Origin of the sequence: Parasphingorhabdus sp., from assembly GCF_039982415.1 — a bacterium.
Lineage (GTDB): Bacteria > Pseudomonadota > Alphaproteobacteria > Sphingomonadales > Sphingomonadaceae > Parasphingorhabdus.
The window spans coordinates 212,029-230,210 of sequence record NZ_JBDWYL010000006.1; the positions used below are offsets into that span (position 1 = coordinate 212,029).

Annotated in this window: 15 protein-coding genes; 6 read left to right on the plus strand and 9 right to left on the minus strand. The window is 51.4% G+C overall.

The window, feature by feature from the left end:
• Nucleotides 1-8: 8 nt before the first annotated feature.
• Both ABJU74_RS06720 and msrB read left to right on the plus strand, forming a co-directional pair.
• Nucleotides 9-1,322 carry a cytochrome P450 gene (locus ABJU74_RS06720; protein WP_348383816.1) on the plus strand — a complete coding sequence of 438 codons (1,314 nt, stop codon included), beginning with the start codon at nt 9-11 and terminating at the stop codon, nt 1,320-1,322.
• A 107-nt stretch (nt 1,323-1,429) separates the two neighbouring features.
• Nucleotides 1,430-1,939: a peptide-methionine (R)-S-oxide reductase MsrB gene (msrB, locus tag ABJU74_RS06725; RefSeq protein ID WP_348383815.1), complete on the plus strand. Its 510-nt coding sequence runs from the start codon at nt 1,430-1,432 to the stop codon at nt 1,937-1,939.
• Between the two features lie 7 nt (nt 1,940-1,946).
• Here msrB and ABJU74_RS06730 read toward each other — a convergent pair whose 3' ends face one another.
• The 5 genes from ABJU74_RS06730 to ABJU74_RS06750 are packed head-to-tail and all read right to left on the minus strand — an operon-like array spanning nt 1,947 to nt 7,551.
• Nucleotides 1,947-2,330, minus strand: a complete 384-nt coding sequence (locus ABJU74_RS06730) for a VOC family protein (protein WP_348383814.1) — start codon at nt 2,328-2,330, stop codon at nt 1,947-1,949.
• Nucleotides 2,331-2,379: 49 nt separating this feature from the next.
• A complete protein-coding gene (locus ABJU74_RS06735) occupies nt 2,380-4,170 on the minus strand; it encodes a hypothetical protein (RefSeq protein ID WP_348383813.1) in 1,791 nt (596 codons plus the stop codon).
• Nucleotides 4,171-4,172: 2 nt separating this feature from the next.
• A complete protein-coding gene (locus ABJU74_RS06740; protein ID WP_348384028.1) occupies nt 4,173-5,525 on the minus strand; it encodes a sulfatase-like hydrolase/transferase in 1,353 nt (450 codons plus the stop codon).
• A gap of 5 nt (nt 5,526-5,530) precedes the next feature.
• Nucleotides 5,531-5,983, minus strand: a complete 453-nt coding sequence (locus ABJU74_RS06745; RefSeq protein ID WP_348383812.1) for a GtrA family protein — start codon at nt 5,981-5,983, stop codon at nt 5,531-5,533.
• 5 nt (nt 5,984-5,988) lie between these two features.
• Complete coding sequence (locus ABJU74_RS06750; protein WP_348383811.1) at nt 5,989-7,551, minus strand: NAD(P)/FAD-dependent oxidoreductase; 1,563 nt, start codon at nt 7,549-7,551, stop codon at nt 5,989-5,991.
• A 334-nt stretch (nt 7,552-7,885) separates the two neighbouring features.
• On the opposite strand from ABJU74_RS06750, the gene ABJU74_RS06755 reads away from it, so the two are divergent.
• Both ABJU74_RS06755 and ABJU74_RS06760 read left to right on the plus strand, forming a co-directional pair.
• The gene (locus tag ABJU74_RS06755; RefSeq protein ID WP_348383810.1) at nt 7,886-8,143 is read left to right on the plus strand and encodes a YjhX family toxin; all 258 of its coding nucleotides are present in this window, start codon (nt 7,886-7,888) and stop codon (nt 8,141-8,143) included.
• Nucleotides 8,144-8,153: 10 nt separating this feature from the next.
• Nucleotides 8,154-8,642 carry an N-acetyltransferase gene (locus tag ABJU74_RS06760; RefSeq protein ID WP_348383809.1) on the plus strand — a complete coding sequence of 163 codons (489 nt, stop codon included), beginning with the start codon at nt 8,154-8,156 and terminating at the stop codon, nt 8,640-8,642.
• 60 nt (nt 8,643-8,702) lie between these two features.
• Here the strand turns inward: ABJU74_RS06760 and ABJU74_RS06765 are convergent, their stop codons facing one another.
• The 4 genes from ABJU74_RS06765 to ABJU74_RS06780 form a co-directional block, all read right to left on the minus strand.
• Nucleotides 8,703-10,025, minus strand: a complete 1,323-nt coding sequence (locus tag ABJU74_RS06765) for a hypothetical protein (RefSeq protein WP_348383808.1) — start codon at nt 10,023-10,025, stop codon at nt 8,703-8,705.
• On the minus strand, nt 10,022-11,263 hold the full coding sequence (gene nhaA, locus ABJU74_RS06770; protein ID WP_348383807.1) for a Na+/H+ antiporter NhaA: 1,242 nt from the start codon (nt 11,261-11,263) through the stop codon (nt 10,022-10,024). The genes ABJU74_RS06765 and nhaA overlap by 4 nt, the downstream gene beginning before the upstream one ends.
• 100 nt (nt 11,264-11,363) lie before the next feature.
• Nucleotides 11,364-12,980 (minus strand): N-6 DNA methylase, encoded by a 1,617-nt coding sequence (locus tag ABJU74_RS06775; RefSeq protein WP_348383806.1) that lies wholly within the window; start codon nt 12,978-12,980, stop codon nt 11,364-11,366.
• Nucleotides 12,981-13,114: 134 nt separating this feature from the next.
• Nucleotides 13,115-13,798, minus strand: a complete 684-nt coding sequence (locus ABJU74_RS06780) for a TetR/AcrR family transcriptional regulator (protein ID WP_348383805.1) — start codon at nt 13,796-13,798, stop codon at nt 13,115-13,117.
• Nucleotides 13,799-14,214: 416 nt separating this feature from the next.
• Here ABJU74_RS06780 and ABJU74_RS06785 point away from each other — a divergent pair, with 416 nt between their 5' ends.
• Nucleotides 14,215-15,048 carry a LytTR family DNA-binding domain-containing protein gene (locus ABJU74_RS06785; protein WP_348422696.1) on the plus strand — a complete coding sequence of 278 codons (834 nt, stop codon included), beginning with the start codon at nt 14,215-14,217 and terminating at the stop codon, nt 15,046-15,048.
• A 189-nt stretch (nt 15,049-15,237) separates the two neighbouring features.
• Complete coding sequence (locus ABJU74_RS06790; protein WP_348383803.1) at nt 15,238-18,120, plus strand: TonB-dependent receptor; 2,883 nt, start codon at nt 15,238-15,240, stop codon at nt 18,118-18,120.
• The last annotated feature ends 62 nt before the right edge of the window (nt 18,121-18,182 follow it).

Consider the following 18,182-nt stretch of genomic DNA (forward strand, 5'->3'; position numbering starts at 1 on the left):
AGAGAATCATGGCCACCAGTCCCGTCTTAAACGCATCCACGCTCACCACATCGCCCACCGCTTCGGAGGCGCTAGAAGCCTGGTATAAGGCCAATCCACCCGCTGCTGATGCCAATGCCAATCCGCGCGATGTCAGTAAGGCCAGCCTCTATAGCAATGATTTATGGCGCGCGCCTTTCGCCGAGATGCGGGCCAATGCGCCGATCAACAAGGTCGAAGATTCGGACTATGGCCCCTATTGGAATATCTGTAATCACAAAGCGATTCAGCATATCGAGGCGCTGCCTGAGCTTTACTCCTCTGACGTAAATAATGGCGGCATTACCATCGCCGAGGAACGCGACAATTCTGATTTCCAGCTACCGATGTTTATCGCCATGGACCGCCCTAAACATACCGGGCAACGCCGCACTGTAGCGCCGGCTTTCACCCCCAGTGAAATGAAAAAAATGGAAGAAGAGATTCGGCACAGAACGGCCGAAGTGCTCGACAGCCTGCCATGGGATCAGGAATTTGACTGGGTCGACAAAGTCTCGATCGAACTGACAACCGGCATGCTCGCTATATTATTCGGTTTCCCTTGGGAAGATCGCCGCTTGCTCACCTATTGGTCCGACTGGGCTGGGGATGTCGAGCTTTCGCTCGCGCCCGAACTGGACGAACAGCGCCAGAAGATTCTTTTCGAAATGGGCGCCTATTTCCAGAATCTCTGGAACGAGCGCGTCAACGCGGAGCCTACGCCGGATTTGATTTCGATGATGATCCATAGTGAAGCCATGAAAGACATGGACCAGATGGAATTTATGGGCAATTTGGTCCTGCTCATTGTCGGCGGCAATGACACCACCCGCAACACTATGTCCGGTCTGGCGTACGGACTTGATCAATTCCCAGATCAGCGCAAGAACCTGCAGGACAATCCAGACTTGATCCCGAACACTGTTCAGGAGATCATCCGCTGGCAAACACCGCTTGCCCATATGAGACGCACCGCCACCGAAGATGCCGATCTGTTCGGTCACGAGATCAAGAAGGGCGACAAGTTGATCATGTGGTATATTTCGGCCAATCGCGACGAGGGCGTGTTTGAAAATGCCGACCAGATTGATATCGAACGGGAAAATGCGCGCCGGCATCTCGCCTTTGGCTATGGCATTCACCGCTGCGTGGGAGCCCGTTTGGCAGAATTGCAGATCCGTATCCTGCTAGAAGAAATGGCGGACCGGCGGATGCAAGTTAATGTGACCGGCGATATAAAACGGGTCCATGCCTGTTTCGTTCACGGCTTTCGCAAAATGCAGGTCAAACTGTCAAAATACTAGGCTGCAAACCAAACATGTCTTCTTACTAAGTCATTGTTCAGGAGATTCATTGTAACCATTTTTGATGGCGCATCGAATAACCGGTGAATAGCAAAGAAAGATGAAACATGACCGGGCTTAGCAGACGTAAACTTATCACCTCAGGATTGATTGGCGCCAGCGCCTATGGTGTGGCTAGCTTTTCGGGAATATTCCAAAACACGGCGCGGGCAAAATCACCCAAAAAGTTCAAGATCACCAGGACTGCGGAAGAATGGAAAAAGCGGCTCGGCCCTGCCCGCTATAGAATTTTGCGCCAAGCGGGAACCGAACGGGCCTTTTCCAGTCCGCTGGACCAAGAAAAACGCAAAGGCATTTTTGCCTGTGCCGGCTGTAATTTGGGGCTCTATTCGTCGCAAACCAAATTTGACAGCCGTACTGGATGGCCAAGCTTTTGGGCGCCCATCAAGGGCCGGGTAGCGACATCCACGGATTATAAAATTGGATATCCGCGAACCGAAGTCCATTGCAGCCGCTGTGGCGGTCATTTGGGGCATATTTTCAGCGATGGGCCAAAACCAACGGGCGAACGGCATTGTATCAATGGACTAGCTCTGAAATTTATTCCCGCCGGATAGCGATGGTCTAGCCGCCGTCTTCCGGGGCTTCCATTTGTTGCCAAAATTCAAGTTTGACGCCGTCACAATCGATAATCCAGGCAAATTTTCCGTAACCCTCATCGACTTGCCCGAGAATTTCGAGCCCTTTGTCTTGCAACTGTTTGACATAGGCATCGAGGTCATCAACCCGCAGGTTGATCATGAAATTTGCTGTACTGGGAGCGAGATAATCCGTGCCTTGGGGGAAATGACTGATCAGACTATAGGGACTTTCCCCTTTTTCATCCGACCAGCTTAGCATCGGACCATATTCTCCATCTAGACCGAGATAGTCTTTATACCATTTTCGGGTCACTGCTGGATCTTTGACAATATGAAAAACACCGCCCAATCCGGTTATTGCCGCCATTATTTTCCTCCCTCTCCACGAGCTGATCAACCACCTCTTTTATCTTCCGTTACATCTGGTTACGCAAGTCTTTTGGGACGATCCGCCACAGTTTGAGACCACTGTCCCGAAGATGGACAGGTTGCAACCAGGCGACGGGCTTGTCCGCCGCCAATTGCGCCCACAGACCATCCGGATGTTTATGGGCATAGAGCTTCAACTCCGGTTCTTCCGGACAAATCGCAATATAGCGGATGTTTCTGGCCGCAAGAATATCGCGTGCCGCGGGAGGGGGCATGGTGAAAATACGGATGTGATCCGCCATGGCGGCATCATTGCGATGGTGGCTGGTTGCCAAAATATTATGCGCTGTTTGCACTAATATTTCCGGACCAAAGTCGAGCGGCGCAATGATATGTGAAGGCGGCAATGCATTGAGGCGCATCAACGATTCATGGGAATCACAAGCAGGCGCGGCGCCAAATGTTTTCGATTGGGGTGCCGTTTCTTTTTCTGCTGAACCGGTGACAGCATTGGCGATTCCCAGCGCCAACGGCCCGGGTAGAATCAGGAAAACTACCCCAACAGTCGCCAATATGCGGCTCACCGGACGTTTGATCTGCCGTGCTTTTCGAAACCCATGATGGACGGCCCAACCCATTAGCGGCAAGGCATAAACCGCAGCGACAGCTGCTGCCCGCTGGACTAGCAATGAAACTGCAAAAGCCCAAATCAATGCATAGGCCAAAAGAAACAGATTCTGTTTGTCGGCCGCATCGCGCTGCTTTGCGTAGAGATAGACCAAGCAGCCCAGGCCGACAATTATCGATCCGCCAAACAGGGAGATAATCTCTTTTGCAGGCTGCGTCCAAATTGGCATGCCTTCGCGCACATTGATCAACCAATAGTCATGAACCAATGGATCCAATTCCCCAAACGCACTGCCCGCACATTGCGGAGCACTGGTATAAAAAATACCCAATGCAGCCAGTCCAGCAAAACCCAAGGCCGTTAGTCGCACCAGCCATGATTGGGGCGCAAATTTGATGGCTGGCAACAACAAGATCGCGCCTGCCAAACAGGCCAATAAATGAGCTGGTGCAATCGCGTCGCAATAGTTTCGAACGACATCAAACTGACCATGGTTGATCCCGTAGAATATCAGGCTGCTCACCAGAAACCCGGTCAAGGTCCAAAATAAGCGCACCCCTTCGTCCAGAGAGATAACCCAACGCCCCATGAGCAATGCAACAAAGGCGATGGACAGCGGTAATCCTTCCATTGAGATGGACAACCATAATGCCAATGCAAAGCCGATAACCACGCCCGCTTTGCGTTTGTTCGGCCAGAACATGGTCCACAAGGCAACCAGAGCCAGAACTATTTGCCAGCCATGATGATCAATCCGCATCGGGCGCAGCTGCGCGATGACCGGAACCGCGGTGGCGGTCAAGGCGGCGGCGAGCAGGGCCACTTTTGGTTCAAAAAGATAGTTGGTAATTTTGGCGACCAAAACCATGGCTACGCCCAAAGTTGCAAGCGGAATGATAACCATCGCGATAGTTTCAGCAAGCATCGGTCCGACTACGGGACTCAACAGTAAAATCATCAACGCAAGCGGCACTTCCACCAAGCGCGACCAATGCATCGGCTGACTGTCAGGAGAGGCGATTCGATATTGGGTGGTGTCAAACCAGCTCTGCCCCGCCAACCAGTCGCGCAACTGGACTTGACGCAGCTGATCGTCCGGTCCCCAGCCAACGCCCGACATGATCTGGTTCCAAGAGACCACAATCAGCACCGCGCAAACCGCTAGCCAGATCAGCAGCAAAGGTCCTGATTTGCGGAAAAACCCTGTCATGTTCATGATTCCGAAGCAGAAGCGTCCTTATGCTTCAAATAGAGCCACGGCACGCGCTCCGGATCAAATTGCGAACGATGATGGCGGTCATAATAGGGTGGCATATGGTCGCCGACGATTAAAATATCGGCTTCGGGAAAATCACTGGCTGTGATTTCTTTGATCAGCGCTTTGTCAATATCGTCAAAGAGCGAAAATTGACGGCAGATCATAGGGAAATTTTTCGCAAGCTCGGGTGAAACTTTCTCACAGTTATCCACGTTCAGATTCAAGCCGGTCGGGACTGGCAAATGCGCGTTTAAAGTCAACCAATACATGAAAGTGGGTTGCTTGGCCTGTTTCAGATTTTCGGCCAGCAATTTGGGAATCTGCCGATCGCAAGCACCAGCGAAAACACCGCCACACCATTCAATGCCTTGTTTCTGGAGATCTTTCCAAAATTCCTGTTTTTCAAAACCAATATTGGGATACCATTGATTGCGTTTGAAAAATCCACCCTGAAAGCTGTGCATCGCGTGGGTGGCATAGCCTTGCTTGGCGAGTTGAGCGGGCAGACAGCCATCGTCTCTCTGTTCAACCAACTCATAATAATCACCCCAGCGGCCACACATTTCGCGAACTTCGCCCGCGGTCGTGCTGTTATAATAGAGGCTGGTGCCCTGGCTGACATCATAACGTCGTTTGATCGCGCTGTTATTATAATAAGCAAAAAGCTTGTCCGCCATGATCGGATTGTCTTTGGGCACGCCCAAGGATTCTACCATCACCAATATCAAATGGCGCTTGCCATCAGCGCGCGCGGCAAACTCGGTTTGGCCGGTTGCGGACTCGAACAGAGCGCCAGCAGGCGCAGACCGTTTATAATGGCCCCGCATCCCTTGCCCCATCGCGAAATCCGTTGCTGCTAAACCCATAATCAAGCCGCCAGCGATCAGTATGAGCAACGAATGGGAAAAATTGCTGTCCCGGCGCAACAACCAGAATGCGACGATCATCGTCACCACTGCCAAGACGGCCACAATAATATATTCCATCGAACTATCAGGCTTGAGTTCAGCGAAAAACTGTAAGGAATAGATGAGCGAATAAATGTTCAGATTGAACAGGCCGCCCACAAAACTGAGCATGGAATAGCTCAACACAGCAACAAATGCGATCCACTGGAACCAGGGGGCAAAGCGTTTTACGATAAGACCGGTAAAGCCGATTATGCCAATTTCCAAATAGCGTGGTGGGGCACCGACAAACCACATGGCCATAAACCCGGCATTGGCCAGGATGATCCAAACGAAAATCCAATTGAAAAATCGGCTAAGCTCGTCTTTGGGAAACGAGAAGCGGCGCTCCATGGTCATTGCTGTCACCGGAAAACTCCAAATTTACGAGTCAGATAGACCGCAAAGAAACTCACAAATACCGCTGCGCCCTTGGCGATTACCGGCACGGTTCCCAAATTGGTCAACCAACTGACAATGCTCACCGTTATCCCCAACCCTAAAATAGCCGTTGCGATAAAGCCGATACGCTGCAGCTGCAGCGCCGCGCCATGACGGGTTTTGCCCGGAAAGACGAAGCTGGATGAAATCAACCAATGGACAATGATGCCTGCACTATAGCCGGCCGCGGAGGCCCAACCGGGGTCTGATGCAAACGCCACCAGCACCATGAACAACGCGACGTCAAAGGCCAGACTGACAATACTGGCAAGCAAATAGCGAGTGATCGAAAAGCGATTGAGCAAGGCCATCGGACCGGGCAAATTGCCGACCCAGATCCCGACGGTTGACCGTCTGTCCTGACCGCTCCGCTCCATGACGCTTACGCGGCCTTGGATGGCTTGGCTTCAGGGGAATCGCCGTCGATACGGCTGGGAACATCCCGCATGCTTTCGAGCGCGGCGGCACGATCTTCAGAAATCACTGTTTCCGCGCCTTCATCACCAGCTTCGTGATATTCTGCGTCTTCATTGACGTTCCAGACATTCCATTTGCGCGACCCGGCTTCAATATTTTCAACCGTAAGCATGGCTGTCATCATCGCATGATCTTGGTTGTTATACCGGTGCATGCCATTGCGTCCGACCATGTGCAGGGTCGGGAAACGGTTTTCCAGATCGCTGCGCATCGTTTCGACATTTTCTTCGTAGCTGTCATCATAAACAGGATAGGCTTTTTCTTGACGAACGACGGCGCCGCCGACCACGTCTTCTGGTTGGCACAAGCCCAAAATTGCCATTTCTTTTTTCGCCAACTCGACCAAATCTTCGTCGCTGGAAGACCAAAGGCCATCATTTTCGAAGCAGAAATATTCCAAACCGACACAAGCAATAGAGTCATCGGGTACCATTTCCGGAGACCAGCTGCGGAAATTCTGTACGCGTCCAACTTGCACCCGGTCATCATGGATATATATCCAGTTATCGGGGAAGAGATCTTCCGATTTGACCATTAAGGCCACGGTTAGAAAATCCCGATAGTTTAACTCCTGCGCTTCAGGGAGCGATTGGGGCAGCGGATGGATACGTGTTGCCAGTTCCCGCATCGGCGCGGAGCTGATCACATGTTTTGCATTTATCACGGTTTCGCCATTTTCGGTCGAAGCCGACACCCGCCAATTGCCGTCTGCATCCTGGGCAAGCTGTTTCAAACTATGCCCCATTAGCACCTGATTGCCTTTGCCGCGGACAAAGTCACGCGCTGCATCCCACATCATCCCGGGTCCAAGACGCGGGTAACGAAAAGTTTCCAGCAATGTTTTGGTTTCCATGCCGTCATTGGGTTTTTTGTTCAGACCCAGTGACCGCTTCAGACCGTCGACAACGGCACTCCACAGGCTTAAGCCTTTGATCCGCTGTGCTGCCCAATCGGCCGACATTTCATCACAGGGCATGCCCCATACCTTCTCCGTATAAGTTTTAAAGAAGATGGAATAGAGTTTCCAACCAAATTGATTGACCGTCCAGTCCTCGAAGCTTTTCACATTCTTGTTGGGGAATATTTTAGCCTTGGCATAGCTGACCATACACAGGGTGGAACGCCAGATGCCCAAATTCCACAAGGCTTCGAAAGCCCGCAAAGGATAGCTGTAAAATTTGCCTTCATAATAGATGCGGCTCATCCGCGGCCGTTGAATAAAGTCATCGGGAAGGATTTCATTCCACAGATCAACAACCTCTTTGGATTTTGAGAAAAACCGGTGTCCGCCAATATCGAAACGAAAGCCTTCATACTCGACGGTCCGGCTAATGCCGCCAACATAGGTCGGGTCTTTTTCGATCACGGTGACGGAATAACCCTTTTTGCTCAGCAAATAGGCGGCGGTAAGGCCCGCTGGTCCTGCGCCAACAATAGCGACATCTACGGGTTTCTTCGCTTCACTCATAAATCCGATCCCTGTTCAAAAACGAGGCGTGTAAAAGCGCCAGTTCATGTTTCAGCAACCGGAGTGAACGAAATTGGTTAGCGATAAGTTAACGGCGGTGTAAATTTGGCCAATCCGATCAAATTCTGTTGAGTTTCGCGATGATCTGGAATAATTCTCCTCCTGCAGGGGCAAAATGCCCTTGTGAACCGACGGAGCTTTTTTGCTAGAGATTGCAATAACCATCTGATTTGAAACATCTATCACGTTTCAAATCATCACGAGATCGAAGCCGTTGCACAGGGTGCACCGGGCTTTTCGATTTACCTATGGTTTAATCTACGAGTTCCAAATAATGAATATTTCAAAAGCCGAACAGCGCGTACTTCACGCGCTGGCTCAAGGCGGACTTATCCGCCATAAACGTAATAAAAACAGTAAGATAGACGAGGTTATCTGCGTTACCCGGGATGGCTATATTTTGTCAGACTGCACGCTTGATGTGTTTGCTCGTCTTCGGCGCAGACGGCTGATCCTATCGCGAAAAGGCGGTCCCTATCGCATCTCTCACCTTGGCCGCTCATCCGTACGCCCGCAACTCGACAATCGATAAAGGAAAAATCATGAACGAACGTGAGAAAAATCAAATCAGGCCGGTTATCCCAGAGGATATACCGAAATTGAAACAGATTATTGAAGCCACCAACATGTTCCCTCCGGCCATGCTCGACAATATGATTGCTGGCTTTTTCTCAGACAGCCAGAATAGCGACTTATGGTTGACCTATGATATTGGCGTCAATGATCGCAATGCCAAAGCGGTAGTATATTGCCGGCCAGAAGATATGACTGACCGAACGTGGAACCTTCTTCTCATCGCTGTCGATCCCCAATATCAAGGCCAAGGCATAGGTCGCCAGTTGATGAGCCATATCGAACATCATCTTGCCATGCATAAGCAACGGCTATTGATCGTTGAAACATCCGGAACAGATGCCCTTGCCGACACCCGTTCTTTTTATCGGCAATGCCATTATCAGGAGGCTGGCCGGATTCGGGATTATTACGAGAAAGGAGATGATAAGGTTATTTTTCAAAAAGCCATGCAATGAGCGCATGAGAAACAGGCAATGCCCAAATGGCGGTCAACTGACCGGGCATTGCCTCATGGCTCATTCCACCAAATCTTCGGGTAAAACCGGCTCACTCAGCAATTTTTCCATGGCTTTCCAACGCCAAACCGGGGCGTCGCCTTGTCGTTCAATCCAGTTTTTGACCATGTCCTGGCCCAGTCCATAGTTGATCACATAGCTGCGATATTGATCGTTAAACGACAAGGATTGCTCTGCTCGCTCTCGGCTCACCAGTTGATATTTCTGGATCAAGTCTCGGGCGACATCACGGCTTATCTGCTTGTCCAAATAGGCCTGTGCTATGACAAATCGCGCGCCTTTAATTTCGCTCAAGGCTTGCTGCAGCTGGAAATATTCCGCAGCTTTAGCCTTATCCAAACCCGCCAGAGGATAAAGTATATCACGTTCAAAAATCAGTCGCTCCTCCCCCGGAAAAGCCAGGTCAATACCGTAATTTGCGGAGCCTTCCGCGATAATCGATTGCGGAGAATAGAGCGGATAGATCGAAAATTCCTGCCATCCCCGTTCCCGGGTAAGCCGCTCTTCCAGCAGCATATTATAGACATGATGCCCAGGATAGCCTTCATGACATCCCAAATCTACCGCACGGCTGATGCGGATCGGTAAGTCGGTATTAATCTGGATCAGGCTCTGAAAATTGCCTTGATAATAATTATACCCGCTCCAGCTTTTGCCGGTGACAAATTCCATCTTGAAATTTTCTGCAGCCGGCAATGTGATATGCTGAGCGGTGCGTTTTTTGCATTCGGCTATTGCGGCATCAAAGACCGGTTTGAGACGCTCAGTTGGAATGGTGAACTGGGCTTGATAGGCTTCAACCCGCTCATGCAGCGGTCCGTCTCCCGGGACCAATGTCGCAATGGTTTCCAGAGCCGCATCATATGCGGTCAATGGAGCAAATTGCGGCGTGACACCGAATAATCCTTTCGCTTCTGTTGCAAAGGGCAAGATCTCCCCGGAAATCATCGCATGGCGCGTGCTGGCAGCTTCCAATTGCGCAAGGAGAAATTTCTTGCGCGCTTCGACCAACCGATCCGAGCTTTCCGGCAAACGCTCAATGCGCTCCATCAGCACGATGATCATATTGCCCAAATCAACCAAAGAAGCGGTGTCTTTCTTGGCTGCCGCTGCGAGTTCAGGATCACCATAATAGGCATCGACATAACCCGCTTCTTGCTCACCCATGGCGAGCGTCAGCCTAACATAGTCGCGCGCTATGCGATCAATTTCTAAACCGTCTTGCGCCGTTGCGGTTGCCGATGACGTTGAAAGGGGTTCGGGTGCCCCAACACAGCCGGTCAGCGCTGCCGCGGACAGCAAGAGTGCAGCGACCTGTTTCATGCGGCCGCCTGCAATTCCTCTTCTTCATCCTCTTCATCTTCCTGCGGCGCAAATCGCAGGATGCAATAGCCGACAATCGCGGACAGGAAGGACCCGCCGAGCACACCGATTTTTGCTTCTTCGATGAGCAAAACATCCCCCGGAAAAGCCAGAGCACCGATGAACAAACTCATTGTGAAACCAATGCCGCATAAGGTTGCAACGCCATAGACTTGCAACCAATTGGCTCCGCCAAGGCGTCCAGCAAATCCGGTTTTCACGGCCAGCCAGACCGCAGAAAATATGCCAATCTGTTTGCCAAAGAAAAGACCGGCGGCGATGCCAATCGGCAGAGGCGCGAATATCTGTTCCCAACCGATGCCTTCCAGCGACACGCCAGCATTGGCAAAGCCAAATATCGGTACGATCAAAAAGGCGCTCCACGGCGCAATACCATGTTCCAACCGGTGAAGTGGCGAATCTGCGGCATCCGGTGCACCTGGTGTTACCACAATGGGAATGGCCAAGGCCGCCAAAACGCCTGCAATGGTTGCATGCACGCCCGAGAGCAATACAGCGAACCACAAAAGCAAGGCGAAAAACAAATAAGCGATGAGCGATTTCACACCGGCTTTGTTCATCGTGTACATAATGCCCAGAATAACCGCCGATGCGAGCAAAGCGGCGCCATTAATTTCTGCTGTATAGACCAGCGCAATAATGGCAACGGCCCCCATATCATCCACAATCGCAACCGTTACCAAAAAGAGTTTGAGCGAGGCAGGAGCGCGCGAGCCGAGCAGCGCCAAAACACCAATGGCAAAAGCAATATCGGTTGCAGCGGGAATAGCCCAACCATTATAAAGTGCAGGCAAATCGCGAACAATCGCCAAATAGATTAATGCGGGAACCACCATTCCAGCGGCCGCTGCCAAGATAGGCAAGCGTCGACGTTCCCAGGAATTGAGCCGTCCATCAACAAATTCCCGCTTTATCTCCAGTCCAACCAGCAGGAAAAATATCGCCATCAGGCCGTCATTAATCCAAAGATGCGGAGTCATCGGGCCCAATTTCTTGGACAGAACAGGGCCTTTCAACTCATGCAAGAAATGGTGATACATGTCGTACAGCGGGCTGTTGGCGACGATCATCGCCAATGCCGCCGCGATCATCAGCAATATTCCGCCGGCCGCTTCGCTTTCCAAGAAATTACGTAGCGCGGAATCGGTACCGGTTCGCGTTTGTTTATCAGAGGACATAAACAACCTTTTTGTTGATCGATGATATGAATAAACCCATGCGCAGACGCGCTTGTAAAATCAAGAGGTCTATCGGAATTTTGGGTCGAAACTCTTGGTGTCACTGCGCGTGGGAATCGACAATTTCGTCATCTCCTTCAAAAAGCAGGGCTACGAGCTGATTTAAGGAGCGCTGATCCCTGGGGGGTTGGTCGGCGCCGCCTTCATCCAGCCATAGCGCCAATTTTTTGACGATATCGCATGCCATGGCGCGGATGTCCGGCACCGCAATATCGAGTATGTCCCGCGGCTCAAGCTTCATCAATCCTGTCGCATATCGGCGCGATTGCGCGATGATTATGGCTTGCATCGGGTCGCTGTTAAGCAAAGCGACTAGCGCCCGAATCTGCATGTGATCCAAATCTTGGGGATAAAGACCATGAAAGCAGGTCAACGCCTTGGCACCAGACGCGTTATAAACAAAGCGTATCCGCTCGCGTCCAAAAGCGGTTGCCCAAATTGGCGCTGTTTCGCGTATTTCCGAAGCATACCAGGTCTTTTTGGTTCGCGGACCATGCTTTAGCGGAATTCCCATTTTCTCACCCCGCGCGATATAGCGGCGCTCAGCCGGTAAAATTTTGCCTTTCGGGTTGAACAAATAGCAAGCCAGTCCAGCCGAAACGCCGCGATGGAAATCCGCTGTTGTCAATTTCACATCGGCAACATGCGCCGCCTTGCCGATACACGGGTCCATCCGGCCTATATCCAGCCCCTGTTTCTCCGCTTCGATCTGATTGAGCAGAAAATAGCGATTAGCGCCGGTGGCAATGCCTCTTTTGGTTGTCACCAAAGCGCCGAGTTTGACTGGATTTTTCGGCCCGGCCAGAGCGGTTCCATCCAGCAGGCGATCCCATTTTTTTTGCGTTTGCAAAGCCTTTGCCGAAAGGCTTGTTCGAACAAGGGCGCTATGCTCTCGCAGCTGTTTCAGCGAACAGACAGGATTGGCCGTTGGCACATAAAAACAATCTATTTGGGTAAGCGGCGCTGGGGTTTTCTCAATAAGGAGAATAGAGGCGGTGGCCATATTGTCGGCAAAGGCCAGACCGGCACAATCCATGGCCACCAATCCGCGCAACAATCCGTTGTCGAGCAAATAGCGTTTCAAGGCTTGACCATAATTGGCCGCCATCCACTCTGCTGGGATCAAGATTGCTGCCCGTCCACCAACCCGCAATTGTTCACAAATCTTCAGCACAAAATAGATGTAAAGATTTGATCGACGACTGATTTTGACACCGGTTTTCATCGCAATATGGGCGCTAAGATCATCGGCCAAGCCATGCTCGCGATGAATAATATAAGGCGGGTTAGCAAGAATGGCGTCATATTTCGCTGCCCAGCTATGGGAGAGAAAATCGCGCTGCAACAGCTGTGTTCCGGTCAAACGGCTTTGCGCTAGTTTGAGCGCAACGGGATCAATATCAAAACCAGTAAAGTCCTCACCCACGCCCTTTTGCTGACAGCGAGAGAGCAACATCCCGGGCCCTATGGCCGGATCCAAAACCGTTTGCGGATCGATTTCTGCAATCCAATCAACCATGATGTCAGCCAAAGTCGGCGGCGTAAAAAACTGTCCCAATTTTTTACGCCGAGCCCGATCATTATACGCAGCACATTTTTCTTCTGGAGACAATCGGTGGTCCGCACTGCGATCCGTGATGGTGGAAGAAGAACCCATATGTTGGTCATAATTTAATGACCAAAATTGTCGAGCCATTTGAAGGTCATCCCGCCATCGCCACGTCCTGCGGGATGGCCTTCATTCTCACCTTCCCTTATTCGGCATTTTTCAGCCCGGACAACCGCCATGCATCAAGCGGCCTGTGTGGTGGCCATCATATTGACGCGCAAGTGTAGTCTTTTGAGATAAATTTCGGCAATTTCAGATGGTGAGAAAACCGGGGGCTGTTTCAAATTGGCCTCCGCTTTGCCGTCATCACCCACACAGGCATTTATTGCCGACAAAAGAGAGTCCGCCAGCGGCGACGGATTGGTTTGCTCCATATCGCCTTTTAGCATTAAACTGAGCAGAAAATGTTCGATCTTGAGGCGCAACGGCTCATCAATCCGGTGATCATATTGCTCCTCAATCCAAGGAAAACTGCGCCGGTCCCTCGCCCGGGAGGCCCGCAATTCAAAGCTTTCGGGCGATAATAAAATCGCAATGCCTGCTGTGCAGAACCGGTGCAGCATTTTCTCTACCGGCTGTTCCACATCAAATTTGATATCCGACAATGCCTGGTCAATAGTTTCGAACAATTCCAGCCGCGAGGCACAATAAAGCTCTTCACGGTTGGCGAATTGATTATAGACAGTACGGCGAGAAACACCGGCTTCGGTTGCGACGGATTCCATCGCAAATTCCTTGAAACTATCCTCTCGTAACTTCCGCCGCGCAGCATCCAATATCAACCGCCGCGAAGAAGCCGGCCGCCATGCGGTCCCTTCTCCATGCGGGTCTGATTCCGGTTTCATACGCTTTACTGTGGTCGCCATTTTTACGCTCCTGTATCAGTATCAGCCGGGGGGTCGGCCTTTCAACTGCACGGGCAAGGTTACGTAAAATGATGTAAAATATCGCCTGCTTTTCTACGAACAGGGACTAAGAGCCGACAAAAAATACAAAGGAACAATGAACGACCAGCTGACACAAATGAACGACCTGATGGCTCGGTTTTCGGAGCCTTTTTGTCCCGGCATAAGGGAGATCATGACCGCTGCTGCTCCCGTCATAATTCTTGCTTCGGCCGTGCCCAATGCCATTTGGTCCGTCCGCTCATGCTGATTGTCGCTTCGGATAAACAATTGGTCGTGCTGTTGCGAAAGAGACGGATATCTTGCGTTGCAGCCAGCGGTAGCCGGATCATTATTCAGCGACTCGTAATATTGCGCTGCTTAGTATCGCCGCTTGCGTGGTACAAAAACTCTCTCCGGTTCAGGCAATGACTCCGCTCACTGTACTGATAAGCGATGACGAGCCGCTAGCCGTTTCCCGATTGACGGAATTGGTGAATCGGATCGGTCATATATCCATCGTCGGAGCGGCGTTTGACGGCAAGCAAACTCTCGATCTTATCGAAAAACTCAAACCGCATATCCTGCTGCTGGATATTGAAATGCCCCTTTTGGACGGCTTTGATGTGATCGAACATTTATCCTCATCGCTCGACACTGCCGGTCACTCTATTCCGCTTGTGATTTTCATTACCGCCTATCCCCAATTTGCTGTGCGCGCGTTTGAATGCGGCGCCTTGGACTTCATACCCAAGCCCGTACGCTATACCAGACTGGAAGAAGCAATAAATCGCGCGCGCGCTGCGCATCATGACCGCGAGGCTCGCCAGCGCTTGGAAATGTTGGGCACGACCTTGAAGCAATTGCGCCACGAGCGATCACAAATTGTCGATGATGATCATTATTTATGGGTTCCCAGCCACGGAGAAACCGTACGTGTCAATTGCGATCATATAGATTGGGTTCAGGCGGAAGGGGAATATGTTCGGCTATTTGCACAAGGACAATCCTACTTATATCGGCAGATGATTGGTGATTTTGTAGCTCGTTACGCGGCCATAGGCTTCTTGCGTGTTCACCGCTCAGCAGCGGTCAATGTCGCGCGCATAACCGCGATAAAGCGGAGCGCCAATGGTGCGCGCCTCGTGCGGCTCAGCACGGGTGATGAAGTGCGCATCGGTCGCAAATTCACCAAAGATGTTAGCGCTATCATTTCGTCCGGATCGCCATAGACTTTTAAGCAATAACAGTATTTTATCTGTCATATTTGTGAAATTATTTCTTTTATTTACAACGGTGTACAGCGACCGTTGCGACAAACCATCATGTTTTTTCCAATTTGCAAAACCGCATCAAATTTGATTGCCCAACCCTTTTTTCGACCTATTTGCTTGCCGCTCTTATCAACAAAGGAGCCAGCCATGCGGCCGAAACTTAAACTACCATCCTCCCTTTATTTACGACCCTATTTGACATCCGTTGGCGCGGTTGCACTGGCCGTTTCCTCTGCGGGGGCCCAAGCGCAAGACCAGACACAAGACAGCGCTGGCGATGAGGATATGGCGGATATAATCGTCGTGACCGGTTCGCGAATTACCAATCCCAATTTGGAACTGTCCAGTCCTGTCACGGTCTTGGGCAGAGAGGCCATTGATCGCGCGCCATCGCTGACCGCCGAAGAATTAATCCGGGAATTGCCCGGCGTTGTGGCGGATTTGGGATCCGCGGTGAATAATGGCAATGAAGGATCGGCGGAAATTAATCTGCGCGGATTGGGCAGCAACCGCAATCTGGTCTTACTCAACAATAGCCGGCTCGTTCCGGCAGGCTTGACCGGGGTTACCGATACCAACCTCATCCCCCTCGCCTTGGTCGAACGTGTCGACATTGTTACGGGCGGCGGTGGAACCGTTTACGGGGCAGACGCGATTTCTGGGGTTGTTAATTTCATTCTCAAACGCGATTTCGAAGGCGCTGAGATTTCGTCCAGCTATGGGGTTACAGAAGAAGGCGACGGATCGGTATTTCGTACTGATGTGACCCTTGGAGGCAATTTCGCTGATGATCGCGGCAATGCGGTTTTAAGCATTGGCTATCGCACTTCGGATCCGGTTTTGCAGGGAGACCGGCCATTCGGATTCCAATCCTTAAGTTCAGGAAGCGGCAATCCGCTGGGGTCGGGAACATCCGTACCCACGGCAGTAAACGGCCAGCAATTTAACCCTGATACGGGATTGTTGCAGGATGATATAAACACGTTCAACTTCAATCCGTTCAACTATTATCAAACGCCGTTTGAACGCTTTAACATATTTGGTGCGGCTCATTTTGAAGTGGCGGACGGTATTGAAGTCTATGGTCAGGGGCTCTATTCCCGCAATATTGTCGAAACCCAATTCGCGCCGTCGGGGCTATTTGGCACGACCTATAATCTTCCGCTGAGTAACCCATTTTTGACCGACGCGCTCCGCGACCAGATTTGCGCGCAAAATGCAGTGGGTATCAATCAGGCCGACTGTGATGCTGCGGCAGCGATTACCGATCCCAACGACCCCGCTTTTCAGGCACCGGCAGTCACGCTCAACCGACGCTTGGTGGAGCAAGGCAATCGCCAGCAATCGCTGGAATTTGACGTTTTTCAAATCGAAGCCGGCGTTCGCGGCAATATCAGCGACAGCATCGAATGGGATATTCACGCCGCACATGGGCGATCCGAGCGTGTCCGCAGCCAGAATAATAGCGGATTAAATTCTCGCATACAGCAGGCCTTGTTCGCAATCGATGCCGATACCTGCATTGATCCAACCAATGGCTGTGTCCCGATCAATCTTTTCGGGTCCGGTCAAGATATCACACCAGAAGCCGTAGCCTTTTTCAATCAACCGGTCTCCGCGACCACCAAAACCGAATTGACCGTCGTCACCGGTTCCGTCTCCGGTGATGTTGGCTTTGCCTTTCCTTGGGCGGACACGCCGGTTAACTTTGCTATCGGCGCAGAATATCGCGACAATATTGCCTCAATCGTTCCGGATATCGCATCCGGCACGCCTGATGAAGTGCTCGGCAATGGCCTGACCTTGGTCGCTCAATCCGGCAGCTATAATGTCACGGAATTTTTTGGCGAGATTGTCGCACCACTGGTGGAAGACAGACCGTTTTTCCATAGCCTCACGCTGGAACTGGGTGGGCGCTATTCGGACTATTCCAATACCGGCGGCAATTTCACATGGAAAGCCGGCGGGAGCTGGGAACCGGTAGAAGGCTTGAAATTGCGCGGTATTTATCAACGGGCGGTCCGCTCTCCCAATATTGAAGAGCTTTTTGCGCCCATTGTCACCGGATTGGACAATTTCCTAATTGATCCCTGCCAGGGTGCCAATCCGGTCGGCAACGCTGCGTTGACTGCTGTCTGCCTCGCGCAAGGGGCCCCGGCTGGCACCATCGGGGCCATCCCTGCACCTTCGGCCGGTCAGATTAATGCAACATTTGGCGGCAACCCTGATCTCGATGTTGAAAAGGCACGCACGATTACTTTGGGCGCGATATTTCAGCCCGCTGCCATTCCTGGCCTGACACTGTCCGTCGACTATTATGACATTTTGGTCACTGACGCGATCACCACAGAAACGGTGGGCGATATTTTTGGCCCCTGCTTTGCCAGTCTGGACCCCAATAGTCCGCAATGCCAACAAATTGTCAGAAACCCTCTCAACGGCAGTTTGAACGGCGGTGCAGTGGATACGCCCGGCGCGATCCTGAACAGTTCCAACGAAGGCCGTTTGGAAACATCGGGAATTGATTTCACATTGGGATATCAACGCGACCTCGACTTTGCCACGCTCGGATTGCAGGTCAGTGGCAATTTCACCCTTGAGAATAAATTCCAATCCCTACCGACCAGCATCAATCGTGAATGCGCTGGATTTTACAGCGTGAACTGTTCGAGCATCCAGCCTGAATTTCAGCTCAACAGCCGTATTTCACTCAGCGATGAGCGCGGATCAATATCCTTAGGCTGGCGGCATATTTCTGGACAGGATTTCGAACCAGGCGCCGCCGATTTAGCGGATATATTCGACGCGTTTGAATCCATCCCTTCCTATAATGTTTTCGACCTGGCGCTCGGAGCGACCGTGGCCGACAGCCTTGATCTCACTTTTGTGGTCGACAATTTGTTCGACAAACGCCCTCCCATTGTCGGCAATACAATTGGATCCACTGCCTTTAACAGCGGCAATAGCTATCCTGCTACATATGACGCATTGGGTCGGCGCTACACTGTCGGCGCCAAATTGCGCTTTTAAGGACATAGACAAGGAAAGAAAAAGGCGGCCTGTCCTGCGGGCCGCCTTTTTTCGATTCGATC